This is a genomic window from Bifidobacterium sp. FKU (genome assembly GCF_026016385.1).
GTDB classification, from domain to species: Bacteria; Actinomycetota; Actinomycetes; order Actinomycetales; family Bifidobacteriaceae; genus Bifidobacterium; species Bifidobacterium infantis.
This window is the reverse complement of sequence record NZ_CP092888.1, coordinates 13,226-29,805: the sequence shown is the minus strand read 5'-3', so window position 1 is coordinate 29,805 and position 16,580 is coordinate 13,226. Positions and strand designations below refer to the sequence as shown.

The window sequence follows — 16,580 nt, the reverse complement described above, 5'->3', positions numbered from 1 at the left end:
GATTCTCATGCTGCGAAGAAAAATCGAGACACAGCTGGAAGCTTGGAGATCCGCGCCGAAACGCACTGCACTGCTGGTCACCGGAGCCCGTCAGATTGGCAAAACCTATATCATCAGGCACTTTGCCCAACAGCATTACGACCATATCGCCGAGCTCAATTTCATCGAGAACCCCGGCCTCGTTGCATTATTCGACCGGCCCCGCGATGCCAAAAACCTACTGATGAGGCTGGAACTGGCCGTAAATACGCCATTAGTACCCGGCAAAACCCTGATTTTCTTTGACGAGGTCCAGCGTTGCAAGGAAATGGTCACCGCAATTAAGTTCCTTGTAGATGATGGTCGGTTCGATTACGCGCTTTCCGGCTCGCTACTTGGAGTCGAGCTCGAAGATATACGCTCGGTACCGGTCGGGTACCTGACCGAGCTGGATATGTATCCACTGGATTTCCAAGAGTTCTGCTGGTCGCAGCATATCGGCAACGACGTATTCAACATGCTTGCCGAATGCTTTGCCAAGCACCAGGAAGTGGATGAGTTCATCCATCAACAGCTCATGGAGCTGTACTCCAAATATCTGGTCATCGGCGGCATGCCTGCCGCGGTCGACTCGTTCGTGGCAAACGGCAGCGTTGCGGACGTGCGCACTATACAAGAGAACATAAAGCGTGAATATCGCCGCGATATCAGCCAATACGCGCGCAAAGAAGACCGGCTGCATATCCGCGCTATCTACGATTTGGTGCCCAGCGAGTTAAATAACCCAAACAAGCGCTTCACCTTCGCCAAAATCGAAAAGAACATGAGATTCCAATCGGTTGCTTCCGATTTCGATTGGCTGGTCAATGCGGATGTAGCCGTCGCCGCGTACAACGTGGACGAACCGTGCACACCGTTGGAGATGAGCAAGGAACGTAACCTCTTCAAACTCTTTTACAACGACGTGGGTCTGCTTACCGGCTCGTTTCTCAAGAAAACCGCGCTCGACGTACTCGACGGCAACCCTGATATCAACTACGGTTCAATCTATGAAAATGCGGTGGCCCAAGAGCTACGCGCTCACGGATTTGACCTGTACTACTACAACAGTAAGAAGCTTGGCGAGCTCGATTTCCTCATCCAAGACCGCAACGATCACGTGCTGCCGATTGAGGTGAAGTCCGGCAAATCCTACAAACGCCATCGCGCAATGGACAACGTGCTCGCCCACCCTGAATACCATCTCAATACAGGCTATGTGCTTGGCCCGTGCAACGTCTCAGTCGAAGGGAATGTAACCTACCTGCCTGTATACATGGCCGGCATGTTCCATAACGAATGACGGGCCGCACACTTAGTCAACAAGTACAGGCCGGTTAGATGGTTCGGACTGGTCAGAAGGCCCGTTCTGATCAGTTAGGTCGGTCTGATCGGACTGGCTGGATTGGTTGGTCTGAGTAGCTCGGCTGGACCGATCGGTTCGCCCTTGCTGGCCTTCACACTGCTTCAGCTCCAGCTGAAGTTCGCTGATGCGCCGTTCGAGTTCATCGGTGAGCGGGTGTCCGGCGGCCATCGAGATGGTGGCGCATTCGGACCATGCGAACGAATCCGATCAGGCCATCAGCCACATCGCCGGCACTGAAGCCTGACCTGTCATCGTCACAGCACCACGCGGCGGTTGAGGTCGCGGCGTAGCGTCTTCCAGCCGGGTAGGTAGGCGGTCATGCGGCGTTGGAATCCGGCGCCGTGGCCGCTTTCCCACAGATGCGTCATCTCATGGACCAAGACGTATTCCAGGAATTGCGGTTCCATCACTCCCAATTGAAGGTTCAGACGGATGCGGCCGGTTCGCGGCGTACACGATCCCCAGCGCGAGGTCATGACCCGTAGCGTGATATGCGTGGGCTGCCGGCCAATAACCGGCCCCCACTTGGCCAGCAGCTGTGGCAACGCGGCGTTGATCGCGGCCGCCGCTTGTCGTTTGCGTTCGTCGGTCCAGATTTGGGAGCGGTCAAAATACGGTTGGACATTCGTACCGGCTTGGCCTGGCCCGGCGTCACCAATTCCCGGACGACTGATATCACCGGTTTTCGGACGACCGGCAACGCCTCCATCATGGCCGCTGACACCAGCTACGCCACGACCTCCGTTCTCGAAGCCGGCACCCTCGTTCAATGCCATGATGGAGCGCCGTTGCGCCTCAGCCATGCGCTGCTGCTGGGCAAGAATCCACGAATGTCGCTCTTTGACGAAATCCGCGATACGACTCTCGCTCATCCGCATCGGTGCGGAGATTTCGACGCGGCCGCTCGGCGGTTTGATGCGCAGATACAGGTTTTTGATGGGTTTGCGCGTCAGGTGCAGATGGATGCCATCAATATCCAACGACTGCTCGGCGGCAGCGGACCGAACGGATTTCGGCGCACCGGACTTCGGAGCGGTGGATTGACGACGGCGATAAGGCATGCAAGTCATTCTCGCACAACGGCGGACAACAAGCGGCACACAATGCCGCCCCTCACGAATCGGCAACCGCCACTTACCCCCCCACGCGCACGCCCTGTCCTCCCATGATTCACCCATCCCATTGAGCGAAAGTGACATCTATGTCAAAATCACGCAATAGAATGAGTTCCTATTGAGTGAAACTGACATAAATGTCAAATCCACGCGATAGCGGCATGGGAACAGGACATTGATCGGAGAATACGATGCGCATCTCCAGGGATAAGTACCTGAACGATCTCGTCGCCCGCAAAGGCAACGGCATGGTCAAGGTCGTCACGGGCGCGAGGCGCTGCGGCAAGACCTATCTCCTGTTCGACCTGTTCGAGGACCATCTGCGCGCGCAGGGCGTGAACGACGACCACATCATCGAGATCGCACTGGACGATCTGATGTACGAGCGCTACCGCGACCCGCTCGCCCTGTACGACTATGTGAGATCCCGTATCACGAATCGCGAGGAACCGTACTACGTGCTGCTGGACGAGGTGCAGTACGCGATCTCGGACGAGGAGATGCGCGGCGAGGAACCGCCCCGTCTGTACGGGGTGCTCAACGGGCTGCTGCGCATGCGCAACGTGGACGTGTACGTGACGGGCAGCAACTCGAAGATGCTGTCCACCGACGTGATGACCGAGTTCCGCGGCCGCGGCGACGAGGTCCGCGTCCGCCCCCTGTCGTTCGTCGAGTTCATGCAGGCGTACGACGGCGACGTCCAACACGGCTGGGCCGAATACGTGACGTTCGGCGGCATGCCGCTCACCTTGTCCATGAGAAGCGACGAGCAGAAGTCCCTCTATCTGAAGAACCTGTTCGAGGAGACCTATCTCAAGGACATCGTCTCGCGCAACAGGCTGCGCAGGTCGCAGGAGCTCGACGACCTGGTCGACGTGCTGGCCTCCTCCATCGGCGCCCTGACCAATCCGCCCAAGATCAAGGCCACGTTCGCCAGCGTGCTGCATTCCGGCATCAGCACGAACACCATCATGCAATACATCGGCCATCTCGAGGACGCGTTCGTCATCGAGGAGGCGAGACGGTTCGACGTCAAGGGACGCAAGTACATCGGCAGCCCGAAGAAATACTATTTCGAGGACATGGGGCTGCGCAACGCGCGACTGGGGTTCCGCCAGATCGAGCAGACGCACATCATGGAGAACATCGTGTACAACGAGCTGCGAACACGCGGCTACAACGTCGATGTGGGCGTGGTCGACCGGCGCGGCGCCCGCGAAGGTGTGCCGTACCGCAAACGCCTCGAGGTCGATTTCGTGGCGAACCTCGGCAACCGGCGCTGCTACATCCAATCCGCGTACCAACTGCCCACACCGGAGAAGGTCGCGCAGGAGAAGGCCTCGCTGCTCGAGATCGACGACAGCTTCCAGAAGATCGTCCTCGTATGCGACGTGGTCAAACCCGTCCGCGACGAGCACGGCATCCTCACGATGAGCGTCTACGATTTCCTCCTCGACCCGGACAGCCTGACGATGTGACGCCGGCCGGTCGGCAAATGCCCCGGAACGCAGACCCCCTTATCGGGGCTTGGCATCATCACGTATCCGCCCGGTCCGCCGCAAACCTCAAACACTCAAGTGGCACATGGCAAGATACCAAGTCACATCGGGGTGCCCGGCCGCACTTCGGAATCGCAAGGCACCGAGAATCATCCCGCCATTCGATCCGCGCCACGTCAAGCAGAGGAAGATGAACAGTAGGCCAACCATGTCGGAATTATGTTCAAAAGTCATTGAACGTTTTTCATTTCGTGTTTTAATGGAGGCATGAGCAATGAAGAGCAGCGGTCACGGACCGCCAGACGCCAGCCGGTCGGCACGGTCGTCTTCGATTTCGATGGGACGATCAGCCTGGGCGACGGGCCTGTGCGTTCCTACGCGCGCCATGCCTTCGCCCGGTTGCCCGCGGGGTTGCGCGAACGGGCCGTCAGGACGCTGGATCTCTATCTTGGCGGCGCCGTCACGGATGATGGCCGGCATTGGAACGACGGTTACGATGTGGTGAGCGACACGTGCGCGGGCCATGTGCCGGCGGATGGGTTGCAGCAGGCGTATCTTTCCAGCCGGGACGAGCTGGCCCGGGGTCTTGTCCATGTGGACATGCCGCAGGGTCTTCCCGGTTTCCTGGACGATCTGGGTTCGTTGGGCTGCGTTCGCGTGCTGTTGACCAATTCGCCGCTGCATGGGGTGCGCGAGACCGTCGGACGGTTCGGGCTGGAGGGTCGTTTCGACCTGATCGTCGACGGGGCGGGCAAACCCGGACGCTGGGGCGATCATATCGCCGCGTTCGACCGTCTCGCGGGACGTGGGCGCCTGTTGAGCATCGGCGACCATTGGGACAACGACATCGCCCCGGTGCTCGCCGCGGGCCGCGAGGCCGCGTACATCGGCGGCACGGGCCGGCATGGCGGCGCGACGTACCGGACGGCGCTCCTTCCCGACATGTACGGGGCGATATTGGAGGGATGCGCGTCATGGGACAGGTGAACGCGAACGGGCCGGCCGAATCGATCCTCGCCCGCATCCGGCTTGCGTTGGACGCGTTGGATCCGGCGCAGCGCAAGGTCGCGCGCTTCTTCCTGGAGAACTCCGACGTCATCGGGGACCTGCCCATCGCGACGGTCGCGCGCGAGACGGGCGTGTCGGCGGGCACGGTGGTGAGGACCTGCGCCGATCTGGGGTGCCACGGGTACCGGGAGATGAGGATCCTCATCGCACGCGACAACGCGATCAGAAGCCTGCTGGAGCAGCGCGGGCACGCGCGGGCCGACGGGGAGGCCGGCTCGGAGGGCGAGCGGATCATCGCCAGGATCCGGGGCATGCTCGACATGCTGCGGGAGCTGCCCGACTGCCTCGACGCCGGGGCGTTCAACCGGGCGTTGGAGATGATCCGCGACGCGCGGGGCATCGTCATCGTGGCATCGGGCCTGTCCAGCGGGGTCGCGGCGAACCTTGAAAGCCGTCTCCTGCGGTACGGCCGTCTCGTAACCTTCGTCCGGGACCCGCTGGGCCAGGACATCAGCGCCTCCCTGCTCAAACCGGGCGACCTGATCATCGCGATCTCCGGTTCCGGGGAGAACAGGCACACCGTCCACGCGGTCGAGGTCGCCACGGCGAACGGGGCCGACGCGTTGGCGATCACCAGCTTCGCGAACTCCTCCCTGGCCACGCGGGCCACGACGACCCTGGTCGCGTCCACGCCGGCCACCACGTTCAACGACGAGCTCATCGACACGTCGCGTCTTCCCCTGGACATCGTCATCGAATCCCTGACCGGGCAGCTGGGCAGGGGCGAGGAGGACCCGGGGGTCATCTCACAGATTTCCGAACACCTGGACAGATAGGAGCCGCAACACCACACCTCACCCATCATCCGGCGCCGGCATCGGCCGGACGCCAGTCTTCCTTTCATCATCCGCCGCGGGTCCCGCCGTGGGCCCGCGCATCATCCATCATCACACGGAAATCCTTTTTTCACAACGAAAACCCATTGAGGAAGGTCGAACCATGCCTTTTTCCATCCAGAACAAGATGCTGAGGACCATCGCGGTCGCCGCCACCACGGTCGCGTTGTGCGCCACGATGGCCGCCTGCGGCTCGTCGAAGGGTTCCGACTCCGCCGACAAGGCGCTGGAACTCCAGTTCGTGCCCACCAACAACGACGGCAGCATGCAGGCCAAGGCCAAGCCCTTCGCGGACTACCTGTCGAAGAAGCTCGGACGCAAGGTCGATGTGACCCTCGCCACCGACTACACGACCATCGTGGAGGCCATGTCCTCGCACAAGGTCGACATCGGCATCATGCCGCCCGCCGCCTACGTGCAGGCGCGCGACAAGCAGGCCGCCAAGGCCATCCTCACCTCCGAGCTGGGTGCCTACGACCGCACCACCGGCAAGCCGGTCGAGGGCAAGTTGTCCGGATCGTTCAAGGGCGAGGTGCTCGTGCGCGCCGACAGCGACCTGAAGAAGCTGACCGACCTCAAGGGCAGGAAGATCGCCACGCTGAGCCCCTCCTCCGCCAGCGGCTACATCTACCCGGTGGTCGAATTGAAGAAGGCCGGCGTCGACCCGACCACGCAGTCCACGCTCACCACGGTCAACGACATCCCCAGCGAGATCACCTCCGTGCTCGAGGGCCAGCAGGACGCCTGCTTCGTGTTCGAGGGCGCGCGCAACGTGTTCGCCTCCAAGTTCGCCGGCAAGGACCTGTTCAAGGAGCTGCGCGTCCTCTACCTGACCGAGGGCGACATCCCGAACGACGCCATCGCCGTCCAACCGTCGATGGACCAGGCCCTGCAGGACAAGATCAAGCAGGCGTTCCTCGACATGCCCAACGACGAGGAGGGCAAGACCGCCATGGCCATGTGGGGCCACAAGGGCTACACGCAGGCCGAGGAGAAGAACTACGACACCATCGAGGAATACATCAAGGAAGCGGCCAACTGACCGTTGACGGGGGCGGCCGCCCGTCCACGCGACGCCGGCGGCCGTCCCTTTGCCCGTTACGGGGAAAGGAAAACCCATGATCGAGATACGTGGCGTGACCAAGGAATACGGCAACGGCGTGCTGGGCCTCAACGACGTCAACCTGACCATCCGGGACGGCGAGTTCGTCGCCATCATCGGCCCCAGCGGCGCGGGCAAGAGCACGCTGCTGCGCTCCATCAACCGACTCAACGACATCACCGGCGGCGACATCATGATCGACGGCCAGTCGATTACCAAGGCCAGCCGCAGACAACTGAGGGCGATGCGCTGCTCGATCGGCATGATCTTCCAGCAATTCAACCTCGTGGGCAACAGCACCGTCCAGAAGAACGTGCTGTCCGGCCGGCTGGGCCGGTACGGGACCCTCAAGTCACTGCTCGGCCTCTTCCCGGAGTCCGACTACCAGCTGATCGACGACGCGTTGAAGACCGTGGGCCTCGCGGACAAGGCCCAGACGAGAAGCGACCAGCTCAGCGGCGGCCAGCAGCAGCGCGTCGCCATCGCCCGCACCCGCGTCCAACAGGCCAGGATCGTGCTCGCCGACGAGCCGGTCGCCTCCCTGGACCCGGTCACCTCCGAGACGATCCTCACCGACCTCAAACGCATGAACCAGGACGACGGGACCACGGTGCTCATCAGCATCCACTCCGTCGGCTTCGCCAAGAAATACGCCGACCGGATCATCGGCATGCGCCGGGGAACGGTGGTGTTCGACGGCACCCCCGCCCAACTCACCGACGACATGTTCCGCCACATCTACGAGGGCGACGACGCCGGGAAGACGGGTGAGCGATCATGACCCGCACACCGTCGGCCGGCCGCCCCCTGAAGGACACGGTGCACCGGAACCTGTGGAAACGGCTCGCCACCGTTATAGTGTTCGTCGTCTGCTTCCTCGCCGCGAAGGACGCGACCGAGACCGACTTCGGCGAGGCGATCGCCAACATGGGGCAGGCCGCGGATTTCTTCTCGAACCTCCTGTCGCCCGACTGGGCGTATTTCGCCAAGGTGTGGATGCCCCTCGTCCAGACGATCCGCATGTCCGTGGTGGGCACGTCGCTGGGACTCCTGTTCGGCGTGCCGTTCGCGTTCCTGTGCACCAGCAACGTGACGGGCAACCGCGTGGTCGCCATGGTCGCCCGCGTGGTCATGGACATCATCCGCACGATCCCCACGCTGCTGCTCGCCGCCCTGGTCGTCGCGTTCATGGGCATCGGACAGGTCAGCGGCATCATCACCATCGCCGTGTTCACCTTCGGCATCGTCGGCCAGCTGATCTACCAGTCGATCGAGATCTCCGACCCCGGCCCCGTCGAGGCCGCCCGCTCCGTGGGCGCCAACCGCATGCAGATCGCCACATGGTCGATCCTCCCGCAGATCGGGCAGGACATCGCCAGCTACGCCATGTACGCCTTCGAGATCAACATCCGCGCCTCCGTGATCCTCGGATACGTGGGAGCCGGCGGCGTGGGCGTCCTGCTGAACTCCTCACTCAGCCTGATGCGCTACGACCGCGTGTCGCTCGTCATACTCACCGTTCTCGTGCTCGTCGTCATCGTCGACTGGGTCAGCGAGATCATCAGAAAGAGGCTCCGCTGATGCGTATCCGTCTCACCGCACACCACCTCATGGCCGCCCTCATAGGCATCGCGGTCATCGTCTGCTTCGCGACCACCAACTGGTCCGACAAGGCCCCCATGTCCTGGACCTCCCTGTCGGACACCATCAGCCAACTGTTCCACCCCGACTGGTCGTACGTCTACGACGGCAGCGGCGAGGACCTAGTCAGCCTCATGCTCCAGACCATCTGCATCGCCTTCCTGAGCATGGTCATCGCCACGGTCATCGCGTTCCCCTGGTCCTTCATCAGCGCGACCACCCTGTGGCGGCACACCCCCGCCGTCGCCGGCGCGGCGAAGTTCGTGACCGACCTGCTCAGGGCGTTCCCCGAACTCGTGTACGCCATCATCTTCGTCAAGGTGGTGGGCCCCGGCCCCGCGGCCGGCGTCCTCGCCCTGGGCGTCCACATGGTCGGCATGCTGGGCAAATTGTACGCCGAGAACATCGAATCCATGGACAACGGGCCCGCCGAAGCCATGGAATCGGTCGGCGCCAACTTCTGGAAGACCACGTTCTTCGGACGCATCCCCCTGCTCATGCCCATCTTCGCGTCACTGTCCCTCAACCACTTCGAGATTGCGGTGCGCAGCGCCGCCACCCTCGGCCTGGTCGGCGCCGGCGGCATCGGCGCACCCCTGATCTTCGCCATCCAAAGCCGCCAATGGAGCAGGGTCAGCATCATCCTGCTGGGCATCATCATCGTGGTCGCGCTCATCGACGCGGCGACCGGATGGCTACGCAAGAAACTCCTCTAAAAGGCCTGCCACATGACCACGATCACAATCCTCGCCACCAGCGACCTGCACGGCTTCCTGCCCGACACCCTCGCGGACGTGCCCGGCGACCCGTCCGCCGCGAACGCCCACGCGGCCGGCATACTCGCCGCACACGCCGCCAAGCGGATGACGGGCGTGGACGACGCCACGCTGCTCATCGACGCCGGCGACTACCTGCTAGGAAGCGCCTACGCCACCTTCACCGCCCGATCTGCCGAGAGGGAATCCCCGCTCACCCGCGTCGCCTCCGCCTGCGGCTACACCGCCATGGCCCTGGGCAACCACGACTTCGACCACGGCACCGCACTGCCCGCAAGCCAGAACCCCCACCTGCACGAACGGCTCCTGTGCTGCAACGTGACGGACGAGGAAGGCCACCCGATCTTCCATCCATACCGACTCGTCCAAGCCCGGGGCATCCGTGTGGGCATCGTGGGCGCGGTTACCGGAGCCCTGCCCCAACTCACCGCGTTCCGCAACACACAGCACATCCACGTCCTGGACGCGGTCGAAAGCATCAGGACCACCGTCAACCGGATACGCGCGGACGTGGACCTGCTCATCGTCGCCTACCACGGCGGCATCGAATGCGACATGGCCAGCGGACGACCCACGCAATACGACACCGGCGAGGACCAGGCATACCGCATCCTCTCCACCATCCCCGGCATCGACGGGCTGATCTGCGGACACCAACACCGCACCAACCACGGCGAATGCCGCGGCATCCCCTACGTGCAACCCGGATACCAGGGAAACTCCGTCGGATTCATCTCCTACCAGTTCAAGGAAAGGCGAATCAGCCGGCACGAGACCGCGATGCTGCACCCGACCACTGACAAGCTGGAACCATTGGATCCGACGACGATGAACCTCAAGCTGGACGAATACAGGACCTGGCTGGACCAGCCCATCGACACCGGACGGTTCGGTGAATACATCACGCTGAAAACCGGCATCAGACTCCAACGATTCATCTGGCGGAAAACCAGCGACGGAACCACGACCATCCGCGAATTCCACCACAGCTTCCCCAAACCCTACACCGTATCCGTGTTCCGCCTGACCTGGGAAGAACTCCGGACCTGCACTGACCAAGGCCTGATACAAGCCGACATGATCCCCGCAACGGAAGCACCGTTGGGCGGATACCAAGTCATCACCAACACACCCGAGGCATTCCCCACATACCGACTGGAAAGCCGAACAGTGGACAACCTCTTCGACGAATACCTACACTGGCTGGAGCAATAAGGGTTTGGGGAGATAAGTCGTGCTCCGGCTTCTTCTCCCTAAACCTCAGTTTCATATGACGTATGCACGCGACGATCATGTCGAACAGCGCTATGGGCCATGAGCCTACGCGCCGCATGTAATCCTGGATTCGCAGTGCCGGTCACATGCGGTGATTCTTTGGTGGCTCGCCCTGATCATAGAAATATAGGGTCCGCAACCCCGTATCCCTTTTCTAGAGTGTGTTTACACTAGTTGGGTTTTTGGCTGTGTATTGGACATCTCTGTGCAGGGCGGGAGGTGTAACCGCAGCATTACGGTGTGAGAACGCAAGGTTACGTAGCTGGGCATTGGCTGTGGCGTTGCTGAACATTGACCGCTGTGTTGCTGGACATTGACCGCCGCGCCGGCAATCATGGCGCAAGCGACAATCACGACACGCCGTTATTGACATACCGCCGTTCAATGGTATTGTAATCACTTGTGCGCTTTTGAAGCGTATGGATCGGGCCCGTAGCTCAGCTGGTTAGAGCGCATCCCTGATAAGGATGAGGTCGGAGGTTCAAGTCCTCCCGGGCCCACAGGAAAAATGAAGCGGCCGCGAGCCGCTCTTTTTTTCTCACGGGGCTATAGCGCAGCTGGTAGCGCATCTGCTTTGCAAGCAGAGGGTCGCCGGTTCGAACCCGGCTAGCTCCACGGTCAGGGTTTTCAGAGAAATCTGGAAACCTTTTTTTTCATGCGAAAACGGCGGAATACCAACGATTTCAGGGCATACAGCGCAAACAGAGAATGTACGAAAAAGTACGCCAACGTCAACATTTCAGGTACCCGACGAGGTACCCGGAATGGGTACCCAACGAACGATACTGTAACCATGCGCACCGAAAAGAAAAAACATTTGGGTCAGTCACCCACCGGACCGACCGGGATTCCTACAGGGCCAGATACACCCACAACGGTGAGGTCATCACGAAAACGTTCAAGGACGAACGTTCGGCACAGGCGTGGCTGAGCGCCGAAAAAGCCCTCGTAGAGGCCGATAGGGCTGGAATCCAACGTGGAGTAGCCCAGCCGACCGTAAACGGCAGGAAGAGGCCGTAAGGTAGCGTAGAACGCTATTATGCGATTACGTCATGGAAGAATTCGCACCCACATGGCTCAACTATTCTTCCGACGGAGCCGAACTAACCGCAGGAAGCAAAAGAAAGCATCGGGAATACCTTGCGCATCTGTCCCACGCATTCTTCTGGAAATATCCCCTAACAAAAATAACCACCGAAGACATAAACCGGTGGCTAGCCAATTTAGACAATTTCGGGGGAGCGACGCCCCGCAAGAAAACGTTCCACCTCTTGAAAGCCGTGTACGCGAAGGCAGTGGCCGAGGGAGCCGTAGACAAATCACCCGTCACCATGAAAGCCCCGCAATCCCAAAATCCCGGCAAGCTCAAATACCACCGGCCACAGCCGAGGAACTTCAAACCATCTATGCCGCCATGCCCGACACGACACGAATCTCCGTATGGCTGGGGGCCATCCTTGGCCTACGAATCGGAGAAGTGGTCAGCCTGCACGTGTGGCTGATGGCGGTCATCGTCATCAGCCTCGCACCCGCGATGCACTCCATCGCGGCCGACATCGTCGTGATGGCAATCGCCATCTGGGCGATGACACCCAGCCGTCGATAACGGCCAGCCCGTCCGAGTTTCAACACCCGGACGGGCCTTTCTTGTTTGCAAGTGCATGGCCGCTACTGCTTTTTCTGTGGTCTGCCATACTTGTGCACTAACGCGGCCAAAAGTATTGCTACGAAATAGATGTAGACGAGAAATCTGCTGAGAGACCCGTTGAATATCAACATAACGGCTACTGGCACTATAAGCGCTGTCGTAAGAATAACCGAAAGCTTTATGTTCTGTGTTTTAAGGCACGACCACACAAACAATATCAATGCCACAACGGCAGTAATCAGATACGCGACCGCGAATGGGGTCATGGCCCCGCGCTTGATCTCCGTTGCTCCACTAATTGAGCAAGAAGCGAACAGCCATGCACAGAGCCATGACTTCCAATCCCACTTTTTCATCACAGTAATGCCTTACAACTGCATCACATGATTTCAGATTTCAACGGTGGGAATTCCCAAGCCAGTGTGAGGCATACTCCCTTTCCTTGAGCAACTGCGCCGATGATTTTTGTGGCGAGATCAGCAAAGAATCCGATGCCCAAGACAGCGACGCCTCCAGCGATTATGGTACCGACGGGCCCACTGATTGCCGAGGCAACTGCGGTGAATGCTGCGGCAAGAGCCGCCGGGCTAACCGAGGAAGCCGCGAAAAGCGCTGCCGCGAATCCTACGGTGAAATCTATGTAGGAGATGTATACGCCGCTGCAACTGGCATAGGTCGTTGGAAGCGACTCTATGTCTTGGATGTCCTCCGTGGGTGGATTGAGGACGTTATCGACCAGGAACACATATTCTGCATCGGAGAAACCGTAATCGGTCTTCAGTTGCTCCTCTGACAGCGAGACGGTGAGACGATCACCTTCAAAGCTGAAATATTCACCGACATCAACGATTTTCCAGAGCAGGTTCTCAAGTTCCGTATCCACTGACGGTACTGCACAAGGAACGTAGCCATCGGACTGAGCATCCGGGACACTTGCATTCGCAACGGGAGCCACCACCAACAATGTCGCCATCGACAAGATACAGGCGATGATTCGTGCGAGGTATTTCCTTACTTTTTTCATTTGATTCTTCCTTGAATCGTTGATTTACCCGGCTCTTCCGATTTTGGTGTGTAAGGGCCGTGCGGTTTCATTCGTTGTGTGAAAGAAAAAGTGAAGGATACCATGCGGCTTGGCATTGAGTTTAGCACGTTCGACGGATGGGTGTTGCTCGGCCTGGACGGATTGGAGTTGCGTCCCCTGGTGCAACGGCACCTGGCCATGGGCACTCGCGGGGGCGTGTGGCAGTGCCATATCACACCAGACCTGCTGTTGGTCTATCTCATAGAGAAGGACGTGCTGGTGCTCACTCTGACCCGAACGGGCACCCATAGTGATCTTTTCGGAAAATAACGGGATACGGACAAAGGAAAGCCGGGACAGGGGCCCGACCAAGGCAGGGTGGGCAGCACAAGGCACCCAATGTCGTGATACACCGAGAAAACGGCGAAATAGCAACAAACACCGGGAATCCCTGGCTCCACGGTCAGGGTTTTCGGCGGAGTCCGAAAGCCCTTTCTCATATCAAAACGGCGAAGTACCAATGATTTCAAAGTATACGGTGAGAACGGCGAACATACGGAAGTCCGTAAATGTCGGCGTTTTGGGTATCCACCGAGATACTCAAAATGGGTACCCGATGAACGACACTGGAACCATACGCACAGGAAAGAAATCTTTCGACTCCGTCATACCAATTCTGGCGCAACAGAGCCTAACAGAAACCAGCGTTTTACATACGATGTAAAACGCTATATACATGATGTGTTGTTTTCTATAGACAAGGGATATATGATATGAACGTCTTCCAAGGAAGGAGCCAAAGATGAGCGGAACGACAACCACCGTTAACGTCCGAATGAACGCTGAGCTGAAAAAACAAGCCGAGGAACTGTTCGAGGAGCTGGGCATGAACCTGACCACCGCAGTCAACATATTCATCCGCCAATCCCTGCGACAGGGCGGCATACCGTTCAACGTCTCGTTGGATGAGCCGAACAGGGAGACCGTCTCCGCCATGTTGGAGGCGAAGCGAATCGCAAGGGACGGGAACGTGAAGGGCTACCGGGACCTGAACGCCTTGTTCAAGGACTTGGACGCATGAGCGGCATCCAGTACACGGTCAAGACCACGTCCAGATTCAGGAAGGACTTCAAACTCGCCAGACGACGCGGACTGGACGCCGGCCTTTTCAAACAGGTTGTATCCATTCTGTCCGAGGGCGGCACACTGCCCGACCGATATCATGACCATGCGCTTACAGGCAATATGACCGGCTTCAGGGAGTGCCATATCACACCAGACCTGCTGTTGGTCTATCTCATAGAGAAGGACGTGCTGGTGCTCACTCTGACCCGAACGGGCACCCATAGTGATCTTTTCGGAAAATAACGGGATACGGACAAAGGAAAGCCGGGACAGGGGCCCGACCAAGGCAGGGTGGGCAGCACAAGGCACCCAATGTCGTGATACACCGAGAAAACGGCGAAATAGCAACAAACACCGGGAATCCCTGGCTCCACGGTCAGGGTTTTCGGCGGAGTCCGAAAGCCCTTTTTCATGCCAAGATCCAGCAACACCAAGGTTCCGTCAATCGTGCCGGCGTCCGGTCCACAACCATGCGATTGCGCATCGCACTCAACCTGCGCCATGACGCCTCTTGCGCGCTGCGCTGAACGCTTTCCCGTTATCCGAGCGCCCTCTATGCAACACAGGGTCGGGTGCATAGAATAAGAACGTCTTATCTATCTATCGAATCGAGGAGAACAATGCTCACTGACGAGTACGTCAAGCGCGTCTACAACCAGGTCGTGGCCCGCGATGGCGATCAGCCCGAATTTCTGCAAGCCGTCTACGAAGTGCTCGACACCCTTCAGCCGGTCGTCGCAAAGCACCCGGAATACGAGAAGAACGGTGTGCTCGAGCGCATCGTCGAACCTGAGCGCGTGGTGAAGTTCCGCGTCGCCTGGACCGACGACGAAGGCAAGGTGCAGGTCAACCGTGGTTACCGCGTGCAGTTCAATTCCGCCATCGGCCCGTACAAGGGCGGCCTGCGCTTCCACCCGACCGTCAACGAGAGCGTCATCAAGTTCCTCGGTTTCGAGCAGATCCTGAAGAACTCCCTGACCACGCTGCCGATGGGCGGCGGCAAGGGCGGCTCCGACTTCAACCCGAAGGGCAAGTCCGACGCGGAAGTCATGCGCTTCTGCCAGGCCTTCATGACCGAGCTGTGCCGTCACATCGGCCAGTTCACCGACGTTCCCGCCGGCGACATCAACGTCGGTGGCCGTGAGATCGGCTACCTGTTCGGCCAGTACAAGCGCATCCGCGACGAGTACTCCGGCGTCCTGACCGGCAAGGGTCTGGAATTCGGCGGCTCCCTGGCCCGCACCGAGGCCACCGGTTACGGCGTGTGCTACTACACCCAGGAAGCCCTGCGCGTGCTGCGCAACGACTCCTTCAAGGGCAAGACCGTCGTGATCTCCGGTGCCGGCAACGTGGCCATCTACGCCGCGCAGAAGGCCGAGGAGCTGGGCGCCAAGGTCGTGACCGTGTCCGATTCCAACGGCTATGTCTACGATCCGAACGGCATCGACGTCGCCGTGGTCAAGCAGATCAAGGAGGTCGAGCGCGGCCGTATCAAGGAGTACGCCGAGCGCGTTCCGTCCGCCGAATACCACGAGGGTTGCTCCGGCGTGTGGACCGTGCCGTGCGACATCGCGCTGCCGTGCGCCACTCAGAACGAAATCGACGAGGAATCCGCCAAGGCTCTTGTAGCCAACGGCTGCAAGGTGGTGTGCGAGGGCGCCAACATGCCTTCCACCCCCGAAGCCATCGAGGTCTACAAGTCCAATAAGCTGCTGTACGGCCCGGCCAAGGCCGCCAACGCCGGTGGCGTGGCCGTCTCCGGTCTGGAGATGAGCCAGAACAGCTACCGTCTGAGCTGGACCTTCGAGGAGGTCGACGCCAAGCTTAAGTCCATCATGGAATCCATCGTCGCCAACTCCCTGGCCGCCGCCAAGGAGTACGGCGAGGAAGGCGATCTGATGGCCGGCGCCAACATCGCCGGCTTCGTCAAGGTTGCCAACGCCATGGTTGCCCAGGGCGTGCTGTGACGCTTGCCGCTAAGCAGTACTAAGCAGTAGCGTAATGCCCTTGCTTCCCCGTGAGGAGGCAAGGGCATTGCTATATGTACAACGAGCAACAAGTGCTATCCCCAAATACGTAAGCATTAC

At 59.9% G+C, this 16,580-nt stretch carries 16 protein-coding genes and 2 tRNA genes; 16 read left to right on the top strand and 2 right to left on the bottom strand.

Translation table 11 applies throughout. The features are described 5' to 3' along the window. Positions 1-7: 7 nt before the first annotated feature. The gene (locus MMB48_RS00135; protein ID WP_032743413.1) at positions 8-1,321 is read left to right on the top strand and encodes an ATP-binding protein; all 1,314 of its coding nucleotides are present in this window, start codon (positions 8-10) and stop codon (positions 1,319-1,321) included. Between the two features lie 317 nt (positions 1,322-1,638). Here the strand turns inward: MMB48_RS00135 and MMB48_RS00130 are convergent, their stop codons facing one another. Next, a complete protein-coding gene (locus MMB48_RS00130; protein WP_032743414.1) occupies positions 1,639-2,445 on the bottom strand; it encodes a SprT family zinc-dependent metalloprotease in 807 nt (268 codons plus the stop codon). 245 nt (positions 2,446-2,690) lie between these two features. Here MMB48_RS00130 and MMB48_RS00125 point away from each other — a divergent pair, with 245 nt between their 5' ends. From MMB48_RS00125 to MMB48_RS00075, 11 genes are all read left to right on the top strand, one after another. Next, positions 2,691-3,977: an ATP-binding protein gene (locus MMB48_RS00125; RefSeq protein WP_032743415.1), complete on the top strand. Its 1,287-nt coding sequence runs from the start codon at positions 2,691-2,693 to the stop codon at positions 3,975-3,977. A 288-nt stretch (positions 3,978-4,265) separates the two neighbouring features. Next, complete coding sequence (locus MMB48_RS00120; RefSeq protein WP_032743416.1) at positions 4,266-4,985, top strand: HAD family hydrolase; 720 nt, start codon at positions 4,266-4,268, stop codon at positions 4,983-4,985. Beyond that, positions 4,973-5,842 carry a MurR/RpiR family transcriptional regulator gene (locus tag MMB48_RS00115; RefSeq protein ID WP_032743417.1) on the top strand — a complete coding sequence of 290 codons (870 nt, stop codon included), beginning with the start codon at positions 4,973-4,975 and terminating at the stop codon, positions 5,840-5,842. Before MMB48_RS00120 ends, MMB48_RS00115 begins: the two co-directional genes overlap by 13 nt. Positions 5,843-6,005: 163 nt before the next feature. Further along, positions 6,006-6,944 carry a phosphate/phosphite/phosphonate ABC transporter substrate-binding protein gene (locus tag MMB48_RS00110; RefSeq protein WP_012576481.1) on the top strand — a complete coding sequence of 313 codons (939 nt, stop codon included), beginning with the start codon at positions 6,006-6,008 and terminating at the stop codon, positions 6,942-6,944. 76 nt (positions 6,945-7,020) lie between these two features. After that, a complete protein-coding gene (gene phnC / locus MMB48_RS00105) occupies positions 7,021-7,785 on the top strand; it encodes a phosphonate ABC transporter ATP-binding protein (RefSeq protein WP_032743418.1) in 765 nt (254 codons plus the stop codon). Continuing rightward, the gene (phnE, locus tag MMB48_RS00100; protein ID WP_032743420.1) at positions 7,782-8,585 is read left to right on the top strand and encodes a phosphonate ABC transporter, permease protein PhnE; all 804 of its coding nucleotides are present in this window, start codon (positions 7,782-7,784) and stop codon (positions 8,583-8,585) included. The genes phnC and phnE (MMB48_RS00100) overlap by 4 nt, the downstream gene beginning before the upstream one ends. Next, on the top strand, positions 8,585-9,361 hold the full coding sequence (phnE, locus tag MMB48_RS00095; RefSeq protein ID WP_032743421.1) for a phosphonate ABC transporter, permease protein PhnE: 777 nt from the start codon (positions 8,585-8,587) through the stop codon (positions 9,359-9,361). The genes phnE (MMB48_RS00100) and phnE (MMB48_RS00095) overlap by 1 nt, the downstream gene beginning before the upstream one ends. 12 nt (positions 9,362-9,373) lie before the next feature. Further along, positions 9,374-10,636: a metallophosphoesterase gene (locus MMB48_RS00090; RefSeq protein ID WP_032743422.1), complete on the top strand. Its 1,263-nt coding sequence runs from the start codon at positions 9,374-9,376 to the stop codon at positions 10,634-10,636. A gap of 486 nt (positions 10,637-11,122) precedes the next feature. Further along, positions 11,123-11,196, top strand: a tRNA-Ile gene (locus MMB48_RS00085). A gap of 42 nt (positions 11,197-11,238) precedes the next feature. After that, positions 11,239-11,311, top strand: a tRNA-Ala gene (locus tag MMB48_RS00080). Positions 11,312-12,110: 799 nt separating this feature from the next. Further along, positions 12,111-12,302, top strand: a complete 192-nt coding sequence (locus MMB48_RS00075) for a hypothetical protein (protein WP_032743423.1) — start codon at positions 12,111-12,113, stop codon at positions 12,300-12,302. 421 nt (positions 12,303-12,723) lie between these two features. Here MMB48_RS00075 and MMB48_RS00070 read toward each other — a convergent pair whose 3' ends face one another. After that, positions 12,724-13,368, bottom strand: a complete 645-nt coding sequence (locus MMB48_RS00070; RefSeq protein ID WP_032743426.1) for a hypothetical protein — start codon at positions 13,366-13,368, stop codon at positions 12,724-12,726. 102 nt (positions 13,369-13,470) lie between these two features. Here MMB48_RS00070 and MMB48_RS00065 point away from each other — a divergent pair, with 102 nt between their 5' ends. The 4 genes from MMB48_RS00065 to gdhA all read left to right on the top strand — a co-directional run bounded on the left by MMB48_RS00065 (position 13,471) and on the right by gdhA (position 16,460). Continuing rightward, positions 13,471-13,698 carry a type II toxin-antitoxin system mRNA interferase toxin, RelE/StbE family gene (locus tag MMB48_RS00065; RefSeq protein ID WP_212105774.1) on the top strand — a complete coding sequence of 76 codons (228 nt, stop codon included), beginning with the start codon at positions 13,471-13,473 and terminating at the stop codon, positions 13,696-13,698. 472 nt (positions 13,699-14,170) lie between these two features. Next, positions 14,171-14,449 (top strand): type II toxin-antitoxin system RelB/DinJ family antitoxin, encoded by a 279-nt coding sequence (locus tag MMB48_RS00060; RefSeq protein ID WP_032743427.1) that lies wholly within the window; start codon positions 14,171-14,173, stop codon positions 14,447-14,449. Beyond that, a complete protein-coding gene (locus MMB48_RS00055) occupies positions 14,446-14,736 on the top strand; it encodes a type II toxin-antitoxin system YafQ family toxin (protein ID WP_060620320.1) in 291 nt (96 codons plus the stop codon). Before MMB48_RS00060 ends, MMB48_RS00055 begins: the two co-directional genes overlap by 4 nt. Before the next feature lie 377 nt (positions 14,737-15,113). Continuing rightward, complete coding sequence (gene gdhA / locus MMB48_RS00050; RefSeq protein ID WP_032743429.1) at positions 15,114-16,460, top strand: NADP-specific glutamate dehydrogenase; 1,347 nt, start codon at positions 15,114-15,116, stop codon at positions 16,458-16,460. Positions 16,461-16,580 lie beyond the last annotated feature (120 nt).

What these genes read in the sequence shown, in the direction of transcription:
- MMB48_RS00135 (WP_032743413.1), top strand. Translation starts at nt 8, where the DNA reads ATGCTGCGAAGAAAAATCGAGACACAGCTGGAAGCTTGGAGATCCGCG.
- MMB48_RS00130 (WP_032743414.1), bottom strand. Translation starts at nt 2,445, where the DNA reads ATGCCTTATCGCCGTCGTCAATCCACCGCTCCGAAGTCCGGTGCGCCG.
- MMB48_RS00125 (WP_032743415.1), top strand. Translation starts at nt 2,691, where the DNA reads ATGCGCATCTCCAGGGATAAGTACCTGAACGATCTCGTCGCCCGCAAA.
- MMB48_RS00120 (WP_032743416.1), top strand. Translation starts at nt 4,266, where the DNA reads ATGAGCAATGAAGAGCAGCGGTCACGGACCGCCAGACGCCAGCCGGTC.
- MMB48_RS00115 (WP_032743417.1), top strand. Translation starts at nt 4,973, where the DNA reads ATGGGACAGGTGAACGCGAACGGGCCGGCCGAATCGATCCTCGCCCGC.
- MMB48_RS00110 (WP_012576481.1), top strand. Translation starts at nt 6,006, where the DNA reads ATGCCTTTTTCCATCCAGAACAAGATGCTGAGGACCATCGCGGTCGCC.
- phnC (WP_032743418.1), top strand. Translation starts at nt 7,021, where the DNA reads ATGATCGAGATACGTGGCGTGACCAAGGAATACGGCAACGGCGTGCTG.
- phnE (WP_032743420.1), top strand. Translation starts at nt 7,782, where the DNA reads ATGACCCGCACACCGTCGGCCGGCCGCCCCCTGAAGGACACGGTGCAC.
- phnE (WP_032743421.1), top strand. Translation starts at nt 8,585, where the DNA reads ATGCGTATCCGTCTCACCGCACACCACCTCATGGCCGCCCTCATAGGC.
- MMB48_RS00090 (WP_032743422.1), top strand. Translation starts at nt 9,374, where the DNA reads ATGACCACGATCACAATCCTCGCCACCAGCGACCTGCACGGCTTCCTG.
- MMB48_RS00075 (WP_032743423.1), top strand. Translation starts at nt 12,111, where the DNA reads ATGCCCGACACGACACGAATCTCCGTATGGCTGGGGGCCATCCTTGGC.
- MMB48_RS00070 (WP_032743426.1), bottom strand. Translation starts at nt 13,368, where the DNA reads ATGAAAAAAGTAAGGAAATACCTCGCACGAATCATCGCCTGTATCTTG.
- MMB48_RS00065 (WP_212105774.1), top strand. Translation starts at nt 13,471, where the DNA reads ATGCGGCTTGGCATTGAGTTTAGCACGTTCGACGGATGGGTGTTGCTC.
- MMB48_RS00060 (WP_032743427.1), top strand. Translation starts at nt 14,171, where the DNA reads ATGAGCGGAACGACAACCACCGTTAACGTCCGAATGAACGCTGAGCTG.
- MMB48_RS00055 (WP_060620320.1), top strand. Translation starts at nt 14,446, where the DNA reads ATGAGCGGCATCCAGTACACGGTCAAGACCACGTCCAGATTCAGGAAG.
- gdhA (WP_032743429.1), top strand. Translation starts at nt 15,114, where the DNA reads ATGCTCACTGACGAGTACGTCAAGCGCGTCTACAACCAGGTCGTGGCC.